The organism is Streptomyces sp. 4N509B (genome assembly GCF_052245655.1).
Lineage (GTDB): Bacteria > Actinomycetota > Actinomycetes > Streptomycetales > Streptomycetaceae > Streptomyces.
Genome location: NZ_JBQQBZ010000006.1, coordinates 175565 through 198399 on the forward strand (window position 1 = coordinate 175565; position 22835 = coordinate 198399).

16 protein-coding genes are annotated in these 22835 nt (G+C 74.8%); 11 read left to right on the plus strand and 5 right to left on the minus strand.

Going from position 1 to position 22835, the window contains the following annotated elements:
• The first annotated feature begins 51 nt into the window (after positions 1-51).
• The 3 genes from ACTWP5_RS09525 (at position 52) to ACTWP5_RS09535 (ending at position 5209) form a co-directional block, all read left to right on the plus strand.
• The gene (locus ACTWP5_RS09525) at positions 52-1794 is read left to right on the plus strand and encodes a pyruvate dehydrogenase (protein ID WP_443220352.1); all 1743 of its coding nucleotides are present in this window, start codon (positions 52-54) and stop codon (positions 1792-1794) included.
• Between the two features lie 149 nt (positions 1795-1943).
• Positions 1944-3908 carry a DNA primase gene (dnaG, locus tag ACTWP5_RS09530; protein ID WP_443220353.1) on the plus strand — a complete coding sequence of 655 codons (1965 nt, stop codon included), beginning with the start codon at positions 1944-1946 and terminating at the stop codon, positions 3906-3908.
• 158 nt (positions 3909-4066) lie between these two features.
• Positions 4067-5209, plus strand: a complete 1143-nt coding sequence (locus ACTWP5_RS09535; RefSeq protein ID WP_443220354.1) for an RNA polymerase sigma factor — start codon at positions 4067-4069, stop codon at positions 5207-5209.
• 41 nt (positions 5210-5250) lie between these two features.
• On the opposite strand, the gene ACTWP5_RS09540 is transcribed toward ACTWP5_RS09535, so the two are convergent.
• Positions 5251-5988, minus strand: a complete 738-nt coding sequence (locus tag ACTWP5_RS09540) for an SDR family oxidoreductase (RefSeq protein WP_443220355.1) — start codon at positions 5986-5988, stop codon at positions 5251-5253.
• A gap of 119 nt (positions 5989-6107) precedes the next feature.
• Here ACTWP5_RS09540 and ACTWP5_RS09545 point away from each other — a divergent pair, with 119 nt between their 5' ends.
• The 3 genes from ACTWP5_RS09545 to ACTWP5_RS09555 all read left to right on the plus strand — a co-directional run bounded on the left by ACTWP5_RS09545 (position 6108) and on the right by ACTWP5_RS09555 (position 10856).
• The gene (locus ACTWP5_RS09545) at positions 6108-6971 is read left to right on the plus strand and encodes a LysR family transcriptional regulator (RefSeq protein WP_443220396.1); all 864 of its coding nucleotides are present in this window, start codon (positions 6108-6110) and stop codon (positions 6969-6971) included.
• A gap of 121 nt (positions 6972-7092) precedes the next feature.
• Positions 7093-8553 carry an arylsulfotransferase family protein gene (locus tag ACTWP5_RS09550; RefSeq protein ID WP_443220356.1) on the plus strand — a complete coding sequence of 487 codons (1461 nt, stop codon included), beginning with the start codon at positions 7093-7095 and terminating at the stop codon, positions 8551-8553.
• A gap of 119 nt (positions 8554-8672) precedes the next feature.
• Entirely contained in the window at positions 8673-10856 is a 2184-nt protein-coding gene (locus tag ACTWP5_RS09555) for an SGNH hydrolase domain-containing protein (protein WP_443220357.1), read from the plus strand.
• A 31-nt stretch (positions 10857-10887) separates the two neighbouring features.
• Here ACTWP5_RS09555 and ACTWP5_RS09560 read toward each other — a convergent pair whose 3' ends face one another.
• From ACTWP5_RS09560 to ACTWP5_RS09570, 3 genes are all read right to left on the minus strand, one after another.
• Positions 10888-12405: an FGGY family carbohydrate kinase gene (locus ACTWP5_RS09560; protein WP_443220358.1), complete on the minus strand. Its 1518-nt coding sequence runs from the start codon at positions 12403-12405 to the stop codon at positions 10888-10890.
• A gap of 231 nt (positions 12406-12636) precedes the next feature.
• On the minus strand, positions 12637-13884 hold the full coding sequence (locus tag ACTWP5_RS09565; protein ID WP_443220359.1) for a cation:proton antiporter: 1248 nt from the start codon (positions 13882-13884) through the stop codon (positions 12637-12639).
• A 68-nt stretch (positions 13885-13952) separates the two neighbouring features.
• The gene (locus ACTWP5_RS09570) at positions 13953-14468 is read right to left on the minus strand and encodes a cation:proton antiporter regulatory subunit (RefSeq protein ID WP_443220360.1); all 516 of its coding nucleotides are present in this window, start codon (positions 14466-14468) and stop codon (positions 13953-13955) included.
• 352 nt (positions 14469-14820) lie between these two features.
• On the opposite strand from ACTWP5_RS09570, the gene ACTWP5_RS09575 reads away from it, so the two are divergent.
• The 5 genes from ACTWP5_RS09575 to sigJ all read left to right on the plus strand — a co-directional run bounded on the left by ACTWP5_RS09575 (position 14821) and on the right by sigJ (position 20430).
• Positions 14821-15234: a hypothetical protein gene (locus tag ACTWP5_RS09575; RefSeq protein WP_443220361.1), complete on the plus strand. Its 414-nt coding sequence runs from the start codon at positions 14821-14823 to the stop codon at positions 15232-15234.
• Between the two features lie 264 nt (positions 15235-15498).
• Positions 15499-17022 (plus strand): MFS transporter, encoded by a 1524-nt coding sequence (locus tag ACTWP5_RS09580; protein ID WP_443220362.1) that lies wholly within the window; start codon positions 15499-15501, stop codon positions 17020-17022.
• 132 nt (positions 17023-17154) lie between these two features.
• The gene (locus tag ACTWP5_RS09585; RefSeq protein WP_443220363.1) at positions 17155-17655 is read left to right on the plus strand and encodes an ester cyclase; all 501 of its coding nucleotides are present in this window, start codon (positions 17155-17157) and stop codon (positions 17653-17655) included.
• Positions 17652-19403: an AMP-binding protein gene (locus ACTWP5_RS09590; protein ID WP_443220364.1), complete on the plus strand. Its 1752-nt coding sequence runs from the start codon at positions 17652-17654 to the stop codon at positions 19401-19403. Before ACTWP5_RS09585 ends, ACTWP5_RS09590 begins: the two co-directional genes overlap by 4 nt.
• Positions 19378-20430 carry an RNA polymerase sigma factor SigJ gene (sigJ, locus tag ACTWP5_RS09595; RefSeq protein ID WP_443220365.1) on the plus strand — a complete coding sequence of 351 codons (1053 nt, stop codon included), beginning with the start codon at positions 19378-19380 and terminating at the stop codon, positions 20428-20430. The genes ACTWP5_RS09590 and sigJ overlap by 26 nt, the downstream gene beginning before the upstream one ends.
• Before the next feature lie 6 nt (positions 20431-20436).
• On the opposite strand, the gene ACTWP5_RS09600 is transcribed toward sigJ, so the two are convergent.
• Complete coding sequence (locus ACTWP5_RS09600; RefSeq protein ID WP_443220397.1) at positions 20437-22782, minus strand: ATP-binding protein; 2346 nt, start codon at positions 22780-22782, stop codon at positions 20437-20439.
• Between the last annotated feature and the right edge of the window lie 53 nt (positions 22783-22835).

Sequence of the window (22835 nt, forward strand, 5' to 3'; positions counted from 1 at the left end):
CGCGACAGCCACCGACCGAGCGAGCACCCAGCAGAAAGGCGTGTGCCAGCGATGCCCAAACAGACCGTGGCCGAGCAGTTCGTCGACATCCTCGTCTCCGCCGGAGTCAGCCGCCTCTACGGCGTCGTCGGCGACAGCCTCAACCCCGTCGTGGACGCGGTGCGCCGCAACGCCGCCATCGACTGGGTCCACGTCCGCCACGAGGAGACCGCCGCCTTCGCCGCCGGCGCCGAGGCCCAGCTCACCGGCCGGCTCGCCGCCTGCGCCGGCTCCTGCGGCCCGGGCAACCTCCACCTCATCAACGGCCTCTACGACGCCCACCGCTCCATGGCCCCCGTGCTGGCCCTCGCCTCCCACATCCCGAGCTCCGAGATCGGCACCGGCTACTTCCAGGAGACCCACCCCGACCAGCTCTTCCGCGAGTGCAGCCACTACTGCGAGCTGATCTCCAACCCGCGCCAGATGCCGCGCGTGCTCCAGACCGCCGTCCAGCACGCCGTCGGCCGCGGCGGCGTCAGCGTCGTCGTCCTCCCCGGCGACATCGCCGCCCAGCAGATCCCCGAGCGCACCGCCGAACACGCCCTGGTCACCAGCCGGCCCACCGTCCGCGCCGCCGACAGCTCCATCGACGCCCTGGCCCGCATGGTCGAGGAGGCCGAACGCGTCACCCTCTTCTGCGGCAGCGGCACCGCCGACGCCCACGCCGAGGTGATGGCCTTCGCCGACCGCGTGAAGGCCCCCGTCGGGCACGCGCTGCGCGGCAAGGAGTTCATCCAGTACGACAACCCCTTCGACGTCGGCATGAGCGGCCTGCTGGGCTACGGCGCCGCCTACGACGCCATGCACGAGTGCGACCTGCTCCTCCTGCTGGGCACCGACTTCCCCTACGACTCCTTCCTCCCCGACGACGTGGCGATCGCCCAGGTCGACGTCCGCCCCGAGCGCCTGGGCCGCCGCTCCACCCTCGACCTCGCCGTCTGGGGCGACGTCGGCGAGACGCTGCGCTCCCTCACGCCCCGCGTCTCCGCGCGGACCGACCGCCGCTTCCTGGACCGGATGCTGAAGAAGCACGCCGACGCGCTGGAGGGCGTGGTCCGCGCCTACACCCGCAAGGTCGACCGCCGCGTCCCGATCCACCCCGAGTACGTCGCCTCCGTCCTCGACGAGGAGGCCGCCGAGGACGCCGTCTTCACCGTCGACACCGGCATGTGCAACGTGTGGGCCGCCCGCTACCTCACGCCCAACGGCCGGCGCCGCGTCATCGGCTCCTTCAGCCACGGCTCCATGGCCAACGCCCTGCCCCAGGCCATCGGGGCCCAGTTCCTCGACCGGGAGCGACAGGTGGTGTCGATGTCGGGGGACGGCGGCTTCTCCATGCTGATGGGGGACTTCCTCACCCTCGTCCAGCACGAGCTCCCGGTGAAGGTGGTCCTCTTCGACAACTCCTCCCTCGGCATGGTCGAGCTGGAGATGATGGTCGCCGGCCTGCCGGCGTACGGCACCGCCACCACCAACCCCGACTTCGCGGCCATCGCCCGCGCCGCCGGGGCGCACGCCACGCGGGTGGAGAAGCCGAGGGAGCTGCGCTCGGCGCTGCGGGAGGCGTTCGCGCACCCGGGGCCCGCCCTCGTCGACGTCGTCACCGATCCCACCGCGCTGTCGATCCCGCCGAAGATCAGGGCGGAGATGGTCACCGGCTTCGCGCTGTCGGCCAGCCGGATGGTGCTCGACGGCGGCGTCGGCCGGATGCTCCAGATGGCCCGCGCCAACATCCGCAACATCCCCCGCTTCTGAGGCCGCCCGCCTCCGAGGGGCCGTTCCCGAGGCCGCCGCGCCCGGCCTGCCGGCCGCCGACGACCCACCCGCCGCCGCGGCCCGACGACCAGCGGTGAACCGGTCCGGGGCGCCCCCCGACTGTCACCGGGCGGCCGTAGACTTCCCTCGTGGCGGGCAGGATCAACGACGAGGACGTGCGAGCGGTCAGGGACGCGGTCCCGATCGACGCGGTCGTCTCCGAGTACCTCCAGCTGCGCAACGCCGGCGGCGGGAACCTCAAGGGCCTGTGCCCGTTCCACGACGAGAAGTCCCCCTCCTTCCACGTCTCCCCGAGCAAGGGCCTCTTCCACTGCTTCGGCTGCCAGGAGGGCGGGGACACCCTCGCCTTCGTGATGAAGGTCGAGCACCTGTCCTTCGCCGAGGCCGTCGAGCGGCTCGCCGCCCAGGCCGGCATCACCCTTCGGTACGAGCAGGGCGGGTACGCCCCCGGACGGCAGCAGAGCGAGCGGACCCGGCTCGTCGAGGCCCACCGGGCCGCCGCCGCGTTCTACGCCGAGCAGCTCGCCGCCTCACCCGAGGCCGAGATCGGCCGCCGGTTCCTCCAGGAGCGCGGCTTCGACCAGGCCGCCGCCGAGCACTTCGGCGTGGGGTACGCCCCGGCCGGCTGGGACCACGCGGTGCGCTTCCTGCGGGGGAAGCGCTTCACCGACCGGGAGCTGCTGGCCTCGGGCATCGCCCAGGACGGGCGGCGCGGCCCCATCGACCGCTTCCGAGGCCGGCTGATCTGGCCCATCCGGGACATCACGGGCGAGATCATCGGCTTCGGCGCCCGCCGCCTCCGCGAGGACGACACGGGACCGAAGTACCTGAACACCCCCGACACCCCGATCTACCGCAAGTCCCAGGTGCTCTACGGTATCGACCTCGCCAAGCGCGAGATCGCCAAGCAGAACCGCGCCGTCGTCGTCGAGGGGTACACCGACGTGATGGCCTGCCACCTCGCGGGCGTCACCACGGCCATCGCCACCTGCGGCACCGCCTTCGGCGGCGAGCACGTCAAGATCCTGCGGCGGCTGCTGATGGACGCCAGCAGCTCACACGGCGCCGGCGAGGTCGTCTTCACCTTCGACGGCGACGCCGCGGGCCAGAAGGCCGCGCTGCGGGCGTTCGACGACGACCAGAAGTTCGCCGCCCGCACCTCGATCGCCATCACCCCCGGCGGCATGGACCCCTGCGAGCTGCGGCTGGCCGAGGGCGACGACGCCGTGGCCGCGCTGGTGGAGGCCCGTTCCCCCCTGTTCGACTTCGCCATCAGGAACGTCGTCGGCCAGCACAACCTGGAGACCGCCGAGGGCCGTTCCGCCGCGCTGGAGCACGCGGCGCCGATCGTCGCCCAGCTGAAGGACCCCTCGATCCAGCACGAGTACGCCGTCCGCCTCGCGCACCTCGTCGGCATCCCCGACGAGCGGTTCGTGCTGCGCCGCGTCGCGCGGCTCGGGCAGCTCGCCCGGGCGGGCGGCTCCGGCGGCTCCCGGCGGCCGGTGGCCGCCGCGCCGGGCGGGCACGCGGCCGGCCCCGCCGGGGTGTCCACCGGGCCGTCGTCCGCCGGCTCCGCCCACGCCGGCCCCGCCGGGCCCCCGCTGAACCTGCGCAGCCCGGCCCTGCTCGCCGAGCGCGAGCTGCTGAAGCTCGCCCTCCAGCTGCCCCACCTGGTCTCGCCCGTCTTCGACGCGTACGGCGAGGACGAGTTCACCGCGCCGCCGTACGCCCTGATCCGCCGCGTCATCGCCGAGGCCGGCGAGGCCAGCTCCGCCGACGGCGACGCCGCCGGGTACCTCGCCCGCGTGCAGGACGCGGCGCCCGACGACGCCGTGCGCGCCCTCGTGCGGGAGCTCGCCGTGGAGCCGCTGCGCACCCGCCGCGACCCCGACGAGGCGTACGCGGGGCAGCAGCTGGTGCGGGTGCGGATGGCCGCCGTGGAGCGGCGCGTCGCCGAGCTGGAGGGCAGCGCCCGCCGGCTGGAGGCCCAGGGCGACGCCGCGCGGGCCTCGGCCGTCCGGCAGGACCTGTGGACGCTCGCCCGGTACCGCACCGCCCTGCGCGAGCGCGGCGCCGAGGCGCTCTACGCCTGAACGCGTCCCGTCCTCAACCCTGTCCTCGGCCCCTCCCTCCGCCCGTGCCTCCGCCGCGCCCACACGCCGCGCGCACCGCGCATCCCCGGAGATTCCCGGAACAAAAGTGCCCGCACGCATCTCGTGGCGACGGTGTGTCGTAGCGCACACTGGGTGCGGTGCCGCTCCCCGGCCGACGACTGGAGGTCGCGTACGTGCAGACCCAGACGCTCAGCAGTGCCCTCCCCGCCGCCCCCGCACCACCCCTCGCCACGCTGGAGCCGGAGCGCGCCGAGCCCGACGGGCCGTGGCGGCGCGAGCCGGCGGACGCCGGACACGGCCTTGACCTCGACGCGGAGCCGGAGCCGGAGCGCGGCCGGGCCCCCGGACCCGTCGCCTCCTCCGGCGGTGGCAACGACCTGCTGCGCCAGTACCTGCGCGAGATCGGCCGCATCCCCCTGCTGACCGCCTCCGAGGAGGTCGAGCTCGCCCGGCGCATCGAGGCCGGCCTCTTCGCCGAGGAGAGGCTGCTGAAGGCCGCGCCCGAGGAGCTGGACGAGCTGCTCGCCCTCGACCTCGACCGGCTCGTCGTCCGTGGCCGGCTCGCCAAGCGCCACCTCATCGAGGCCAACCTCCGCCTCGTCGTCTCCGTCGCCAAGCGGTACATCGGCCGCGGCCTGACCATGCTGGACCTCGTGCAGGAGGGGAACCTCGGCCTGATCCGCGCCGTGGAGAAGTTCGACTACACCCGCGGCTTCAAGTTCTCCACCTACGCCACGTGGTGGATACGCCAGGCCATGTCCCGCGCCATAGCGGACCAGGCCCGCACCATCCGCGTCCCGGTCCACGTCGTCGAGCTCATCAACCGCGTCATCCGAGTGCAGCGCCGCGTGCTCCAGGAGCAGGGGTACGAGCCCAGCTCGGAGGAGGTCGCCGTCCTCCTCGGCCTCACCCCCGCCCGCGTCACCGAGATCCTGCGGCTGGCCCAGGACCCCGTCTCCCTCCAGGCCCCCATCGGCGAGGAGGACGACGTGCACCTCGGCGACCTCATCGAGGACGCCGACCTCCTCTCGCCCGCCGAGTCCGCCGCCTTCCTGCTGCTGCGCGAGCAGTTGGAGGCGGTGCTGTCCACCCTCGCCGACCGCGAGCGCCGCGTCGTCGAGCTCCGCTACGGCCTGCTCGACGGCCGTCCCCGCACGCTGGAGGAGATCGGCCGCCTCTTCGGCGTCACCCGCGAGCGGATCCGTCAGATCGAGCACAAGACGCTCGGCAAGCTCCGCGACCACACCTACGCCGAGCAGCTGCGCGGCTACCTCGACTGAGCCGGCGCCGGCTGGTGCCGGCCGGTGCCGGCCGGGGCCGCTCACCAGGGGACGACGCCGTCGTCCTCGAAGAACGAACCGGTCGGGCCGCCGTCGGGCAGCGTGGCGAGCCGGATCGCCGTGGCCGCGCCCTGCTCGGGCGTGCGGGGCCCGTGGAAGCCGGTGAAGTCGGTCGCGACCAGGCCCGGACAGACGGCGTTGACGAGGATGTCCGTGCCGGCGAACCACCGGGCGTACTGCACGGTGACGGCGTTGAGGAACGACTTCGACGGCGCGTAGGCCGCCATGACGGGGCCGACGTCGACGTCGGGGTCGGCCTGCCGGGTCAGGGAGCCGACGGAGCTGGAGACGTTGACGATCCGTGGCGACGTCGAGCGCCGCAGCAGCGGCAGGAGCGCGTTGGTCACCCGGATGACGCCGATGACGTTGGTCTCCACGACCGTGCGGACCAGGTCGAGGTCGAGCGTGGTCGGGTCCTGCGCCCACCCCGGCCCCGTCTCTCCCGCTATGCCGGCGTTGTTCACCAGCGCGTCCAGGCGCCCGGCGCGTCGCCCGACCAGCGCCGCCGCGTCGGCGACGCTCCGGTCGTCGGTCACGTCCAGCGGCACCCCGAAGGCGTCGGCCCCGGCCGCGCGCAGCGCCTCGACGGCGGCCTCGCGCCGGTCCTCGTCGCGCGCTCCCACGCCCACGCGGTACCCGAGGGCGCCAAGCCCGGCCGCGATCGCGTATCCGATGCCCTTGTTCGCGCCGGTCACCAGCGCGGTCCTCGTTTCGCTCATGCCCTGATGCTCGCCCGCGGACCGACGGCCCCTCCAACACCGATGCGGTGCCCTGTCATACCCGGTGGGTATCAGCGGGGTCGTACGCTGGTGGTGTGGCTGTGGAGACCGTGGACACCGTGGACGCCGTGGAGACCCGCGAGTTGAGGTACTTCGTGGCCGTCGCCGAGGAGCTGCACTTCGGCCGCGCCGCCGAGCGCCTCGGCATGGCCCAGCCGCCGCTGTCCCGGGCGATCCAGCGGCTGGAGCGGCGCCTCGGCGTCACCCTGCTGGAGCGTGACCGTCGCGGCGTCCTTCTGACGGGCGCCGGCGAGGTGCTGCTGCACGAGGCCCGCGCGGCCCTCGACGCGACGACCGCCGCGGTCCGCCGCACCCGTCGCGTCGGGGGCGCCGACGGCCCCGGGGGTCCCCGCGACCGGCTGGTGCTGGCGGTGAAGGCCGCCGCCTCCCACGAGTTGCTGCGCAAGCTCCTCGACGCCTACGCGGCCGAGCCCGGCGCCGCCGAGGTCGAGGTGCTGCCGAGCGGCACGTGCGAGCAGGGGGACATGCTGCGCGACGGCCGCGCCGACGTGGCCCTCATGCACGTGCCCTTCAACTCCCTGGCCGGGTTCGACAGCGAGGAGCTGCTGACCGAGGGGCAGATCGCCGTCCTGCCCGCCGGACACCCCCTCGCCGCGCGCCGGAGCCTGTCCCTGGCCGAGGTCAGCGCCGTCCCCGACCTCCCGCTCGCCCGCTGGTCCCGCCACGGGACGTTCCCACCCGGTCCGGGCCCCGAGATCCACGACCAGACGCAGCTGGCCCAGCTGATCGCCCTCGGGCGCACCGTCGCGGTCTTCCCCGACTCCGCCCGCGCGTGGCTGTGGGCCGAACACGCCGCCGTCCCCCTGACCGACGCGCCCCCGGTGGTCACCCACATCGTCTGGCCCGCGCACAGCCGCTCCCTCGCCCTGGCCGCGCTGGTCCGCACGGCCACGCGGCTGTGACCCTCCCGCGCCGGGCCGCCGCCGGCGGCGGCGGACAGCCCTGAGGGCTCGTTGCGCCGGCGCCGAGGGCTGACTACAGTCCCCGCCGGGGCTGGGCCGTCCATCAGCAGGGAGATCACCCGTGCGTCCCTTACGGACACGTGTCCCGGTCCGGTCCTGTGTCGCGGCGGCGGCCGGCGCAGCGCTCATCGTCCCTCTCGCGTCGGCGGCCGGTGCCGCCGAGCGCCACCCCTCCCCACCAGCCGTCGTGCCGCTGGCGGCCCTCGACCCCGACGCGTACGTCACCCTCGACGCCAGCCTCCAGGCTCCCGAGCTCACCACCACGACCTCGGGCCGGGAGGACCCCGGCCTGCTGCTGACCACCCCGGGCTTCCTGGACACCGCACCGGCCGTCATCTACGACAACACCGGTCAGGTCGTCTGGCAGCGGGACGGCGTCCACCTCAACTTCGAGCAGGTCACGTTCCGGGGCCGACCCGCGCTCGCCCTCTTCGACTCGACGCGCGGCGCGCACGTCGTGCTGGACGAGTCCTACACCGAGGTCGCCACCCTCCAGCTGCGGGGCGGCCCGGCGACGGACGGCCACGACATCGCGTTCAGCCCGGACGGCTCCCGCGTCCTCCTCCAGGGCTGGGTCGAGACGGAGATCGACCTCAGCCCGTGGGGCGGCCCCGCCGACGCCACGGTCCTGGACACGGTCATCCAGGAGCAGGACGTCGAGACCGGCGAGGTCACCTTCGAGTGGAACGCGCTGGACCACGTGGCGCCCGACGAGACGCAGGAACCCCTCGGCAGCCGCGACCTGTTCCACGCGAACTCCCTCGCCTACGACACGGACGGCGACATCCTCACCAGCTTCCGCCACACCAGCACCGTCTACAGGATCGACACCGGCAGCGGCCGGATCGTCTGGCGGTTCGGCGGCGAGCAGAGCGACGTCACCTTCGAGGGGGGCGCGGGCGACATGCCGAGCTACCAGCACGACGCGCAGCGTCTGCCGGACGGCTCGCTCTCGGTCTTCGACAACGGCGCCACGCACAGCCCGCGGGAGTCGCGCGGCGCCGTCTACACCCTCGACGAGTCGTCGATGACGGCCACGCTGACGAGGGAGCTGCGGGCCGACCCGCCGGCGTTCACCCAGATCATGGGCAGCAACCGGCGGGTGGCGGGTGGCAACCAGCTCGTCAGCTACGGCACCACCGGCCGGATGGTCGAGTTCGCCGACGGCCAGGAGGTCTTCAGCGCACGGTTCGGGCCGTACGTCTCGACCTACCGGGCCGAGCGCACCACCGACTGGACCGGCACCCCGGCCACCGCGCCCGCGGTCGTCGTCGGCGACGCGGCCGGGGACGGCACCCGCGCGGTGAACGTCAGCTGGAACGGCGCGACCGAGGTCGCCGACTGGCGGATCCAGGCCGGCCCGGACCGGGGCCGGCTGACCACGCTGGGCACCGTGCCGAGGACCGGTCTGGAGACGGCCGCCGAGGTCACCGTCCCCGAGGACGCCGACGTCCTGCGCGTCACCGCCCTCGACGAGCACGGCAGGGCCCTCGCCAGCCGCACCCTCTCCACCACCACCTGACGCCCCGCCCGACACCGGCGTCGGACCGCTTCTGACCAGGCGTGTCATCCCGCCCCACGGGCCCCGTGCGGGCCGTGCCGGGTTGACTCCGTACCGGTACCGTCTGATATCGAGGATTGATGCATGGTGAACGGAACGGGACGCCCGAGCAGCCAGGAGACCTCCGCTCGACCAGCTCGACCAGCTCCGCGAGCCCGACCAGCTCCGTAGCGACCCTGCCGGAGGCCAGACCCGGCACCGTCGGCGGAAGCCGCGAGGCGGAGCCCGGACACCGTGCCCACCGCTTCCGTGGCGACGTCGAGGGCCTGCGCGCCGTCGCGCTCGGAGCCGTGCTGCTGTACCACGCCGAGGTGTCCTGGACGCCCGGCGGCTACGTCGGCGTCGACGTGTTCTTCGTCATCTCCGGCTTCCTCATCACCGGCCTGCTGCTGCGCGAGGCCCAGAGCACGGGCCGCGTCGGCCTGCTCGGCTTCTACGCCCGCCGCGCCCGCCGCCTGCTGCCGGCCGCCGTCGTGGTGCTGGCCAGCGTCACGGCCCTCGCCTGGCTGCTGATGTCGCCCGTCGAACGGTCCGGCGTCTACCGGGACGTCGTCGCCTCCGCCCTCTACGTCGTCAACTGGCGGCAGGCGTCCGAGGCCGTGGCGTACTCCGAGCTCGACGCCGAGGCCAGCCCCGTGCAGCACTTCTGGTCCCTCGCCGTGGAGGAGCAGTTCTACCTGCTCTGGCCGCTGCTCGTGCTCGCCGTCGCCTGGTGGTGCCGGGGTGGCCGCCGCCGCCCCCGACGCGACCCCCGCCTGCCGCTGGCGGTCGTGCTCGGCTCGCTCGCCGTGGTCTCGTTCGCCTACGCCGTCCGGTTCACGGCCGAGCGGGGCGACGCCGCCTACTTCACGACGACGGCCCGCGCCTGGGAGCTGGCGGCCGGCGGCCTGCTGGCCCTGGTGCCCGCCGCCCGCTGGCAGCGGCTCGGCCGGCACGTCGCCCTGGCGCTCGGCGTGGGCGGCGTCGCCGCGCTCGTGCTCGCGGTGTACGGCCTCACCGAGGAGAGCCCCTTCCCGGGACCGTGGGCGGCGCTCCCCGTCGCCGGCACCGCCGCCGTCATCGCGGCGGGCTCGATCACCCAGGCCACGCCCGTCGGGTGGCTGCTCGCCACCCGCCCCATGCGGGCCGTGGGACGCGTCTCCTACTCCTGGTACCTGTGGCACTGGCCGCTGGTCGTTCTCGCGACGGCCTGGCAGGGCAGGCTGCCCAGCATCCTGCTGCTGACCGTGGTGGTGCTGGCGTGGGTCCCGGCCTACCTCACCTACCGCCTGGTGGAGACCCCGGTCCGCCGCGCCCGCCCGCTGGCCGCCACCGGTCCCGCGCTGGCGCTCGGCGGCGGCTGCACCGCGGTGGGCGTGGCACTGGGGACCGTGGCGCAGGCGGCGGTGCCGACCGTGGCGCTGGCGCCGCTGTCCCAGACCCCGGGCGCCCAGGCGCTGGCCAGCAGCACCGCGCCGCAGCGCGTCGCGAGCGCGCTGCGTCCGCTGCCGGCCGACGCGACGGACGACCGGGGCCGGGCGCACGCCGACGGCTGCCTCGTCGACCAGGAGTCCACCGAGGTCAGGGCCTGCGTCTACGGCGACACCTCCTCGGACACCACCGTCGTGCTCCTCGGCGACTCGCACGCCCTCCAGTACTCCGCCGGGCTCGACCCCGTCGCGAGGGAACGCGGCTGGCGGCTGGTGACGCTGACCAAGTCCGGCTGCACCCCGGCGGACGTCTCCCTCTACCACCAGCAGTACGACCGGGTGTACGAGGAGTGCGACACCTGGCGGGCCGGGGCGCTGGAGCGCGTCGAGGAGCTTTCGCCCGCCCTGGTCGTCACGGGGAACCGGGCGGTCGCGCCGGTGGTGAGCGAGGGCCGGCGGCTGAACGAGGAGGACAGCGCCGAGGCCATGACCGAGGGCTACGCGAAGACGCTGCGGCGGCTCGCGGACACGGGCGCGGAGGTCACGGTCATCGCCGACAACCCCTACCCGCCGCGGGACGTCCCGTCCTGCGTCTCGGAGAACCTCGACGACCTGACCGCCTGCGCCTTTCCCACGAGCGAGGGCCTGGCGTACACGCCGGTCAACACCGACGCCGCCAGGGAGGTGTCGGGCGTCTCCCTGATCGACCCGACGCCGCTGCTGTGCCCCGAGGACGACCTGTGCCCGGCGGTCATCGGCAACGCGCTGGTGTACCGCAACGGCACCCACCTCACCTCCACCTACACCCGCACCCTGGCCGACTGGTTCGACAGGCGCCTGCCCGACGAGCTGTGACGCGCCGGCGGGGCCGGCGCCGGCCCCGCCGTCAGGCCGGCGCGCCCGGGGCCTCGCCGGGACCGCCGGCCTCCCCGGACGCGTCGTGCTCAGGGTCCCCGGGCGTGCCCGCCGCGTCCAAGGCGCCCGGGTGGGCCTGTTCGCGCACCGCCGCGTACTGCTGGCGGACGGCCGCGCCGACCTCGACGTCCTCCGCCCCACCCTCGCCGGGACGGAACGTCAGGCCCGGGGCGGCCGGCCACGCGGGCGGCTCCCCGGCACCGGAGTGGCCCGAGGACCCCTCCGCCGCCTGGGCCCACGCCGCCTGCCGCGCCGCGCCGAGCGTCGTGTAGGGGCCGGGCTCGGGTATCACGATCTCCGCGTCGAAGATCGACGGGGCCAGCGCCTGGACCGCGGGCAGGCCGGCCGCGAGACCCAGCAGGAAGACGCGGTCGATCCGGACGCCGCGCCGCCGCAGCACCTCGGCGGCGTCGGCCAGGCCGCACAGCATGCCCTCGAACGCGGCCCGCGCCAGGTGCTCCGGCCTCATGCTCTCCCGCCGCAGCCCTGCCAGGGTCCCGGCGGCGTGCGGCAGCTCCGGCGTGCGCTCACCCGCCAGGTACGGCAGCAGCACCAGGCCGTGCGCACCGGGCGTGGAGGCCGTCGCCATCTCCGACAGCCGCTCCAGGTCGCAGCCGAGGAGCTGGGCGGTGCCGCGCAGCACCCGCGTCGCGTTGAGGGTGCGGACCACCGGCAGGTGACGGCCGGTGGCGTCGGCGTAGCTGCTGATCGTGCCGGTGGTGTCGGTCAGCGCCTCGCCGTGGACGGCGAAGATCGATCCGGTGGCGCCCAGCGACACCACCGCGTCGCCGGGACCGACGCCGAGGCCCAGCGCGGCGGCCATGGTCTCGCCCGTGCCGGCCGAGATCAGCAGCCCCTCGGGCGTGCGGCCGGAGGCGTCGGCCGGGCCCAGCACCCGCGGCAGCGCCACGGGATGGCCGACGGCGAGCTCGGCCAGCTCGGGCCGCCAGGACTCGGAGGCCGCCGACCAGTACCCCGTGGACGAGGCGCCGCCCCGGTCGGTGGTCCACCCCTCGGGGCGGCCCAGCAGCTGCCAGACCAGCCAGTCCTGGGCCTGCACCACGGCGGCGGTGCGCCGCGCCGCCTCGGGATCGGCGCGGGAGAGCCAGCGGAGCCGGGAGACCGGCTGGCCCGTCTGCGGCACCAGGCCGACGGCCTCCGCCCAGGCGCGCCGGCCGCCGAGGGCGTCGACCAGCCACGCCGCCGCGGCCTGCGCCCGGTCCTCGCCGCCGGAGGGCAACGCCACGGGCTGCCCCTCGTCGTCGAGCGCGACCAGGCCGTGCTGCTGGGCCGTGACGCCGATCGCGGTGACGTCCTCCAGCAGCCCGCCGTCGGCCGCCTCGCCGAGCGAGAGCAGCCACGACTGCGGGGCCGCCTCGTCCTCGGGATGCGTGGCCTGGCCGTGCCGGAGGACCCGGCCGGTCTCTGAGTCGCAGACGACGATGCGCGTGTGAACGGCGGAACTGTCCAGGCCGGCGACGATACCCATGCGGCCGATGATGCCTCATCCCGCCGACAGCCTCCGGGCGTTCCCGTCACGTTCCGGCCCTGTGCCTCCCTGCGCCCCACCTGAGCCCCCGGCCGCACGCACCGTGAACGGGTCCGGGCCGAACCCGCGCGGTGTCCACGCGGGTTCGGCCCGGACCGGGTCGGGGTTTCGGCGGAGATTCGGCGGGATGCGGCTGAGCCCTCCCGGGCCCCGCCGCACCCCGCGGAAGGACTACACGCGGGACGCCGAGTCCGTCGGGGTGCCGTCCGTCGGCGTGCCGCCCTTGGCCGCCGACGCCGCGGCCTCCTCCGCCGCCCGGCGCGCCGCCAGCCGCTCCCGGATCGGCCGGGTGGCGGGCTCGGTGAAGCGCGCGGCGAACGGCCCGAGGATGACGAGGATCAGCACGTACGCGGTGGCCAGCGGCGCCAGCCGCGGCTCCGTGCCGGCGGCGAGGCCGGCGATGACGATGGAGAACTCGCCGCGTGCCACCAGCGCCCCGCCCGCCCGGAACCGGCCGCGCGGCCCGATCCCGGCGCGGCGCGCCGCCCAGTACCCGGTGGCGATCTTCGTCGAGGCCGTGACGACGGCCAGCACGAGCGCCGGCACCAGCACCGGCGGTATCTGCGTGGGATCGGTCGACAGGCCGAAGAACACGAAGAAGACGGCCGCGAACAGGTCCCGCAGTGGGGTGAACAGCCGCCGGGTGGTGTGCGCCACCTCGCCGGACAGGGCGATGCCGACGAGGAACGCGCCGACCGCCGCCGACACCTGGAGCTCCTGCGCGAGACCGGCGACGAGCAGCGTCAGGCCGAGCACCACCAGCAGCAGCATCTCCGGGTTGTCGGAGGACACGGCCCTGCTGATCACCCGCCCGTGCCGCAGCGCCACGTAGAGCGTGACGCCCGCCGTGCCCAGCGCCAGCGCCACCGTGAGGCTGCCGCTGGCCAGGCCGACGCCGGCCACCGCCGTCGTGAGGATCGGCAGGTAGAGGGCCATTATCAGGTCCTCGATCACGAGGACGCCGAGGATCACGGGCGTCTCGCGGTTGCCGAGCCGGTCGAGGTCGGTGAGGACCTTCGCGATGACGCCGGAGGAGGAGATGTACGTGACGCCGGCCAGGGCCAGGGCGCCGACCGGCCCCCAGCCGAGCAGCAGCGCCGCGATCGCGCCGGGCAGCCCGTTGAGCAGGAGGTCGACCAGGCCGGAGGGGTACTGCTCGCGGAGGCTGTCGACCAGCTCCGAGGCCGTGTACTCGAGGCCCAGCATGAGCAGCAGGAGGATCACGCCTATTTCGGCGCCGACCTCGACGAAGCCCTCGACGTCGTGGAGCGGCAGCAGCCCGCCGTGGCCGAAGGCCAGCCCGCCCAGCAGGTAGAGCGGGATGGGAGAGAGCCCCACGCGCTCGGCGAGCCGGCCGACGATGCCGAGGCCCAGGACGAGCAGGCCGAGTTCGATGAGCATGCCGGCGGTGTCGTGCACGTGCCAGTCCCCCTTCTAGTCAGTCTTCCCGGTCTTCCCGGTCTTGCCGGTCTTTCCGGACGTTCCCGTCAGTCTTCTTCTGCGAGGCCGTTGAGGATGTCGGCCAGGTCGGACACACCCTCCCGGGTGCCGACGGCGACCAGCGTGTCCCCGGCCTCCAGGCGGTGGTCGGGACCGGGCGCCGGGTGGTGGGCGCCGGTCCTGCGCAGCACGGCGACGATCGACGCCCCGGTGCGGGTGCGGGCGCGGGTGTCGCCCAGGGGGCGCCCGCGGTAGGGGGAGTCCGCGGGGATCGGGATCTTCTCCGTCACCAGGTCGATGTCGATCTCGCCACCCCCGGAGGCCTTGTGCACGGCGGCGCCGATCGCCTCGGCGCCCCGCGGCGCGAGGATGGCCGCGAGCTTGGCGGCCTCCATCATCTCCAGCGGCACGGTGGCCTGACAGGTGTCCGGGTCCTCGGGGTCGAAGAACCCCACGAACCGCCGCCCGTCGTCGTGGACGACGACGGAGATGTGCCGCCCCTCCCGTGTGGAGAAGTCGTACTGCGTGCCGACTCCCGGCAGCGGAGTGCGCTTGAGCGCCATGGTTGGCCTCCCTGGGGCCTTCTTCGAGGTGGCTGCCGTGGTTCCGCGGCTTGTGCGATCGTAACGTTCCCCCGGCCTGTTCCGTGTACACGACCATTCGCGCCAGCAAGCGAACGGCGTGGACACCCTGGGGACACACCCGCGGTCCCTCCCGCGGGCGCCGCCGTACGGCCCACCGCCCGTCCCGCCCGTCCCCCACCCGGCCCTCGCGCGCCGCTCGCGCGCGGATCGAGGAACCGGTCGAGGACGCGGGCCCCGTAGACCCCACGTGTCACCTGGCTGACACACTGTCTCGAACCTTCTGTGGGAAGGCAGTTCGTGACCCTCCACTACTGAAGCAGGTGAGTAGCAGGTGAGTACGAAAGAAGAAGTCGCCGGTCCGGGCCGGGCGTTGGTCGGGGCGATACGGACCACGACACTGCTGGCGTTGGTGATCGCGCTCTTCCAGGCCATGTCGGCGGGCACGGGGATCGTCGACGGCAACGAGACCATGCGGGACCTGCACGGACTCAACGGGCTGATCACCAACATCATCGCGCTCGCGCAGGTCATCGTCGTGATCCTGCTGTGGTGGCGTGTCCGTAGCCTGTGGTGGCCGATCCTGGCGTCCGTGGTCCTCTTCGCGCTCGTCGCGACGCAGGTGGTGACCGGCGAGGACCGGGACCTGGCCTGGCACGTCACCTTCGGCTCCGTGATCGTCGCCGCCGACACCGCGCTGTTGTTCTGGGCGTTCACGCTGCGCGCCGTGGGCCGCGAGCGGGCGTGACGGCGGCTCTCCCGCCACCCCGGCCGCCCCGGGCGGGTCGCCGTGGGGCGAGGCGGGGAGCGCAGACGACCGCGCCGGGCTGAGGCGCGGCGTCCGTGGGCTCTCGACGGGCCGGGCAGCGATGCCCGGCCCGTCCGTCGTCCCGACCCCGTGCGGTGCCGTGCCACATCCGGTCCGGCGGGGCGTGTCACACTTCCGGGCCCTCGTGCGTCGGTCGTGGGTGAGAGTCACCCCGACCGGCACGTGGCACGAGGGAGCCCTGGGATGGAAGCGCGGAAAGCGGAAGAGCGGCAGCGAAACCCGTGGCTGGTGCTGGCGGTGCTGTGCCTCAGCTTCTTCATGACGCTGCTCGACACGACGATCGTCAACATCGCCGTCCCCGAGATGGCCGAGGGCCTCGGCGCCTCCGTCGACGACATCCTCTGGTTCGTCAACGCCTACCTGCTGCTCTTCGCGGCCCTCCTGCTGCTGGCGGGCCGCATCGGCGACCGGTTCGGGCCCCAGCGCGTCTTCCTCGCCGGCCTCGCGGTCTTCACCCTCGCCTCCGCCCTGTGCGGCATGGTGGACACCCCGGGGCAGATGATCGCGGCCCGCGCCGTGCAGGGCCTGGGCGCCGCCGTGATGATGCCGCAGACGCTGGTGCTGATCAGCGCCGTCTTCCCCGCCGAGCGCCGCGGCGCCGCCTTCGGCGTCTGGTCGGCCGTGGCCGGCCTCGCGACGGTCTCGGGCCCGGCCGTCGGCGGCGTCGTCGTCGACGTGCTCGACTGGCGCTGGATCTTCTTCATCAACGTGCCGCTCGGCGTCGCCGGGCTCGTCGGTGCGCTGCTGCTCGTCCCCGACGTGCGCACCGGGCGGCGCACCCCGCTCGACCTTCCGGGCGCGGTGCTCGCCACCGTCGGCCTCTCCCTGCTGGTGTACGGGCTGATCGAGGGGGAGCGGTACGACTGGGGCACGATCGAGGGCTTCGTGAGCATCCCGCTGGTGCTGGCCCTCGGCGCGGCGGTGCTCGTCGCGTTCGTGCTCCACCAGCGGGCCCGCCAGGGCCGGCAGCCGCTGCTGCCGTTCGCGCTGCTGCGCCTGCGCCGTTTCACCGTCTCCTCCTCCGTGGCCGGCCTGCTGCTCTTCGGCTCCATCGGCGGGCTGGTGCCGCTCACCCTCTATCTCCAGTCCGTCCTCGGGCTCTCCCCGGCCGAGGCCGGACTGGCGCTCGTGCCCGGTCCGCTGCTGTCGGTCTTCGTGGCGCCGGTGGCGGGCAACCTCGTCGCGAAGGTCGGCGGCCGCGTCCTGCTGGTGCCCGGCCTGCTGGTCTTCGGCGGCGGCATCGCGATGATGGCGCTCATGATCCAGGCCGACTCCAGCGTCTGGGCCCTCATCCCCGGGCAGCTCGTCTTCGGCCTCGGCATGGGCCTGGTCTTCGCGCCCACCAGCACCGTCGCCATGCAGGAGGTGACGCCGCCGCTGGCGGGCGTGGCCTCCGGCGTGTTCACCACCGCGCGGCAGATCGGGGCGGTCGTCGGCGGCGCCGCCGTCGGCGCCGTGCTCTCCAGCCGGCTGGCGGCCGAGGGCGTCCCGGAGGAGGCGCGCGAGCAGGCCGAGTTGCTGGCCGCCCCCGCGTACGCGGAGGCGCTGACCGAGGCCGTCCGGTACGGCCTGCTGCTGGCCGTCGCCGTGTCCCTGGTCGCCGCGCTGCTGGCGATGCTGCTGCCCGCGCACCGGCCCTTTGCCGCCGCCGGGCCGGCCGAGTCCGCCGAGCCCGACGAACCCGCCGTCGCGGGCGCCCGCGGCTGACCCGCCCGCGAGCCCCCGCCTCCCCACCCCACCCCACACCGCCCCACCCCACCCGACCCGCGTCCGCCCCTCGCCCGGCGCCACCGCACACGCGCCATCGCCATCGCCATCGCATACGGAAGAAGGTCACGCATGTCCGACACCACGCTGTTCCAGCGCTACGTCCGCGCCCTCGGCGAGCAGGACTGGGAGCTGCTGCGGGAGCTGTACACCCCCGACGTCGTCATGTACGCCCCCTCGCGCTGGGGTGCCAAGGGCATCGACTTCGTCCTGGCGTTCTGCCAGCAGATCCACAGCGCCCACCCCGGCATCCGCGTCGTGCTGCACGACGAGTTCTACAGCGCGGACGGCACCCGCGGCGCGGTCCGTTTCGCGCTGCACTGGCACAACACGGGCACCTTCTTCGGCAAGCCCGCCACCGGCGAGCGCGGCATCAGCATCGAGCAGCACACCGTCCGCGTCGAGGACGGCAGGATCGCCGAGCAGGTCGCCGCCGTCAGCACCCTGCACCTGCACACCCTCCAGAAGGAGGCGTGGGGCATGGACCACGTGCGTGACGTCGCCGACCCCGCCCCCGCGATCCTCTCCGTACCGGCCCCGGCCACCACCCCGGCGGAAGGAGACCTTTCGTGACGGTCCGGGGGGTCGCCCGGGTCCACCGCGTCGAGGGCGTCGACGGCCTGTTCACCGTCCGACCGCCCGTCGAGGTCGCCACGCGGTTCCGGGCGCGCGGCTGGTGGCGCGACACCTCCGTCCTCCACGACCTGGTGCGGCACGCCGTCGAACGCCCCTACGCCCCCGCGATCGTGGCCCGCGGCGTGGCGGAGGGCCGCACCCGCGTCATCCGCTACGCCGACCTCCTGTGCTACGTCCGACGGTTCGCCGCCGCCCTGACCTCCCTCGGCGTCGACCGCGGCGACCGTGTCGCCTTCCAGCTGCCGAACTGGTGGGAGGCGGCGGCGATGACGCTGGCCTGCCGCTGGGCCGGCGCGATCGCGGTGCCGCTCCAGATCACGCTGCGCTCCCTCGAACTCGAACGGGTGCTCAACGCGGCCCAGGCCCAGCTGTGCGTCGTCCCCGACAGCTGGGACGGCTACGAGTGCGCCGCCGCGCTGGAGGAGATCGCCCCCCGCCTGCCGTGGCTGCGCTACCGCGCGGTCTACGGCGACCGCGTCCCCCCGGGCGCCGTCGACTTCGCCGAGTACTTCCTGCGCACCCCCCACGAGGAGTGGGACACCGCCCCCGCCCGCCTGCCCACCAGCGGCGAGCTGGACCAGCCCTGCGTGCTGCTGTTCACCTCGGGCACGACCGGCGAGCGCAAGGCCGTGCTCCACACCGAGAACACCCTCTACGCCGGCTGTGGCGGCCACGCCGCGGTCGTGGCCCGCGGCTGGTCGGACGGCGAGGTCTTCGCGACCCCGCTGCCCATCACCGGTCAGGCCGGGATGCTCTACGCCGTCTGGGCGCCGGTGCTGGCCGGCGGCACCGGCGTGTACCAGGACGCGTGGTCGCCGGCCGGGTACCTGGAACTGCTGGCCGAGGCTGAGGTCACCCAGACGCTGATGGCGCCGCTCTTCGCCGAGCAGCTGATGGCCGAGTACCGCCGCCGCCCCCGGCCGCTGCCGTCGCTGCGCCTCGTGATGTGCGGCGGCACGCCCGTCGAGCCCGAGCTGGTGCGCGAGGTCACCGCGCGGCTCGGCGTGCCGCTGCGCGCCTGCTGGGGCATGACCGAGACGGGCATGGGCTTCCGCACCCCGGAGGACGCCCCGGACGACCGCGCCTGCCACAGCGACGGCGCCCCGATGCCGGGCGTGGAGACCGAACTGCCGCCGGTCCCGGGCGGCGACGGACTGTGCCGGCTGCGGGTGCGCGGCGCCGGCGTCTCCATCGGCTTCTGGCAGCCGGGATCGGGCACGGGCGTGCGCCAGCCGTGGCACGACGACGCCGGCTGGGTGGAGACCGGGGACCTGGTGCGCCCGGACGGGCGGGGCGGGATCCGCTTCGCCAGCCGGGGCGACCGGCGCCTGGGCAGCTTCCACATCATTCCGGTCGCCGAGGTGGAGCGCGAGATCATGCGCCACCCGGGCGTCCGGGAGGCCGCGATCGTCGGACACCACGACGCGCACGGCCACGAGCACCTGTGCGTCGCCGTCGTGGCCAGCGGAAACCGCTGCCCGAGCCTCGCGGAGCTGGCCCAGATCCTCACCGAGCGCGGCATGAGCCAGGCCTATCTGCCGACGATGCTGAGGGAGGTGGGACCGGCGCTGCCCAGGACCGAGAACGGCAAGATTCACTACGGTCGGCTACGGGCGATGACGGTAGACTCCGCGGCGGGTTCGGCCGAGAGGGGGAGCCATGGCTCGTACGACGGTCACCGCTGAGGACACCACCGAGGGCACGGCGCGCGGCAGGGCACGGGGCGGGGCACGCGGCACGGGCGAGGGCGTGGTCGGCACCGCGGACGGACCCGGCGGACCCGGCGGACCCGGCGGACCGGGCGGACCCGTCCCGGGCGCGGCGGCCACCGCCGTCGCCGACCCCTTCCTCGCCCACCGGGACGTGCTGTTCGCGATCTCCTACCGGATCCTCGGCAGCGTCGTCGACGCCGAGGACGTCGTCCAGGAGGCGTGGCTGCGGTGGCGGCGGGTGCGGCGCGAGGACGTCGCCGACCCCCGCGGGTACCTGGTGCGGACCGTGACCCGCACCGCCATCGACCAGCTGCGGCGCCGCAGGTCCCGCGGCGAGGAGTACGTCGGCCCGTGGCTGCCCGAGCCGCTGCTGGTCTCCTCCGACGTCGCCGTGGACTCGGCCCTGATGGGGGAGTCCCTCAGCGTGGCCGTGCTGGTGATGATGGAGACGCTGTCGCCGCTGGAGCGGGCGGTCTTCGTGCTCCACGAGGTCTTCGGCTTCACCTTCCCCGAGGTGGCCCGCGCCGTGGACCGCTCGGAGAGCGCGGTGCGGCAGCTCGGCAGCAGGGCGCGGCGGCGGCTGAAGGGCCGTGAGCGGCGGTTCGAGCCCGACCACCACCAGTGCCGTGCCGCCACCGAGCGGTTCGTCGCCGCCTGTCTCGACGGGGACATGGCGGCGCTGATGCGGGTGCTGGCGCCCGAGGTGACGATGTGGGCGGACGGCAACGGACGCGCCGAGACGCCCAGGGTCCCGCTCCACGGCGCCGAGGCCATCGCCCGGTACTTCGTCTCCGTCGCGGGCGGGTACCCGCCGGGCATGGCGCTGCGGCTGTGCGAGCAGGCCGACGGGCGTCCCGCCGCCGTGCTGGCCTCGCCCGGCGGGGTGTTCGCGGTGGTCGCCGTCGACGTGGAGCTCGTCGACGGCGAGCCCCGCGTGACCGGCGTCGGCGCCGTCCGCAACCCCGACAAGCTCCGCCGGGTGCCCGTCGCGGCGGCCTGACGGCCGTCACCGCCGCTGGGACCCGGTGCCGTTCTGCCGTTCCCGGTGGAGCACCCACTGGGCGATGTGGATGCGCGAGGAGGCGTCCAGGCGCCGCATGATCTGCCGCACGTGGTTGACCACCGTCCACTCCGAGAGGTCGAGATGACGCGCTATCTGCCGGTTGGTCATGCCGTGGCTGACCAGCAGCGCCACCTCGTACTGGCGCGCCGTCAGCTGGACGGTGCGCGAGGTGGCGGGGCAGGGCTCCGCCGCCGGGGGCGGCACGGCCAGCGCCTCGGTGGCCGCGGCCTCGGCCGACATCTGCCGGCCGGCACGGCGGTCCGCCTCGTACTCCGCCCCCGACAGCATGGTCCGCAGCCGCCGCAGCAGCGCCGGGGCGCCGTTCCTGCCGGGCGGGCAGACGCCGAGCGGGCTGACGCCCGTCGCCTCGCGCAGCGAGGCCGCCGCCGCCAGCAGGCGCGCCACCCGGTGGCCCTGTTCCGGCAGCCGCTCCCACAGCAGGCGGGCCCGGCTCTCCAGCACCTCGGGCAGCAGCGTGTGCTCCCCGATGGGCCGCAGCCGGTGCAGCGCCTCCCACAGCAGCCGCTCGCCGAGGTCCGCGTCGCCCCGCTCGGCGGCCAGGTGGCCGCGCAGCGCCAGCACCTCGCCCTGCCCGCGGGCGTCCTGAAGGCGCGTGTACTGGCCGTCGGCCGCGTCCAGCAGCTCCGCGGCGATCTTCGCGTCGGTGCGCCAGCCGTGCCCGGCCGTCGCCAGCAGCGCCCGCGCGAGGTCCGGGTGCGGCTCGCCGTCCCCGGCGGCGCGCAGCAGCCGGGTGGCGGCGGCGCGGGTCTCGGCGGGCCCCGCGTCGCGCTGCGCCGTCGCCAGGTGCGCGAGGGCCGCCGCGGACCGGGTGGCGTCGCCCTGGTCGTGGAAGGCGACGGCGGCGCGGTGGAAGCAGTCGGCCGCCAGCCGGACGTCGCCGGCGGCCATCGCGATCCTGCCCCTGGCCAGCTCGGCGCGGGGCGCCTGGGCCCGGTGCCGGGGGTCGTCCAGCAGCGAGGCCGCGGCCTCGCCCAACCACCGCTCGCCGAGCGCGAGGTGGCCGCGCACCAGCCAGTACCGCTCCAGCGACACGGAGGCCAGCGCGGCCTCGGTGCGGCGGCCGGACTTCTCCAGGTGGGACAGGGCGGTGTGGACGCCGTCGTGCTCCAGCGCGATCAGCCCGAGCCACCGCTCCTGCCGGGGCCCCGTCAGGTGCCGGGAGGCGCCCAGCACGAAGCCCAGGAAGTGCTCGGCGTGGCGGCGCCGCGCCCAGCCCAGCTCGCCGGAGCGCTCCAGGCGCTCCAGGCAGAACTCCCTGACGGTGTTGAAGAGGGTGAAGCGTGGCTCCTCGCCCTCCGGGCTGACCCACAGCAGGTGGTGCGCGACGAGCGTCTCCACCGCCTGCTCGGTGGGGAGCGAGGGCATCTCCCAGAAGCTCTCCAGCGTGTCCAGGCTGACGCTGCCGGTGAAGACCGCCAGCCGGGTCAGCAGCCGGCGGTGCTCCTCGTCGAGGAGGGAGAAGCTGTGCTCGGTCAACGCGGCGGCGGAGCGGTGGTGCGGGGAGCGGGCCGAGTGCCGGCCGCCGAGCACGGGATGGCCGAGCCGCAGCCGTTGCAGCAGGGTCTCCACCCGGAACAGCCGCAGCCGGTCGGCGATCAGCTCGATCGCCAGCGGCAGGCCGTCGAGGCGGGCGCAGATCTCCGCCACCGCCCGGGCGTTGTGCGGGGTCAGCGTGAACGACGGCTGGACGGCCCGCGCCCGGTCCAGGAAGAGCGCCACCACCGCGTAGTTCTGTAACTCGGCGGGGTCCTGCCGGTAGGGCGGAACGGGCGTGGACAGCGGTTGGACCTCGTACAGCCGCTCCCCGTAGGTCCACAGCCCGCGGCGCCCGGTGGCGAGGATCCGCAGGCCCGGCAGGCGGGCCAGCAGCGACTCGGCCGCGGCGGCGGCCGGGTCGGCGACGTGGTCGATGCCGTCGAGGAGCAGCAGCGTCTCCTCCCGGCCCGGCCGCGCGGTCAGCGCCTCGTCGACGCGGCTGCGTAACTGCCGTTCCTCGGTGGCGTCGTGCAGGTCGACGACGCAGACGTGGGGCAGCCCGGCCTGGGCGACGGCGGCGGCGGCCAGGCGGCTCTTGCCGACTCCGGCGGGTCCGGTGAGCGTGATCAGCCGGTCGGTGGCGTGGCGCAGCCGGGCGGCGAGGGTCAGCAGGTCGACGTCCCGGCCGATCAGGGAGGTGCGGTCCTCTCGGCCCGGCCACGGACCGCCCGGCCACGGACCCAGGAGGGCCGAGGCCCCCTGCCGTCCCGAGCCGTCGAACTCTGCCCCCATCACCGCCGCGGCCCTTCGGGGCCGGGTTCAGTGGGTTGGTCGGTTCCCCATAA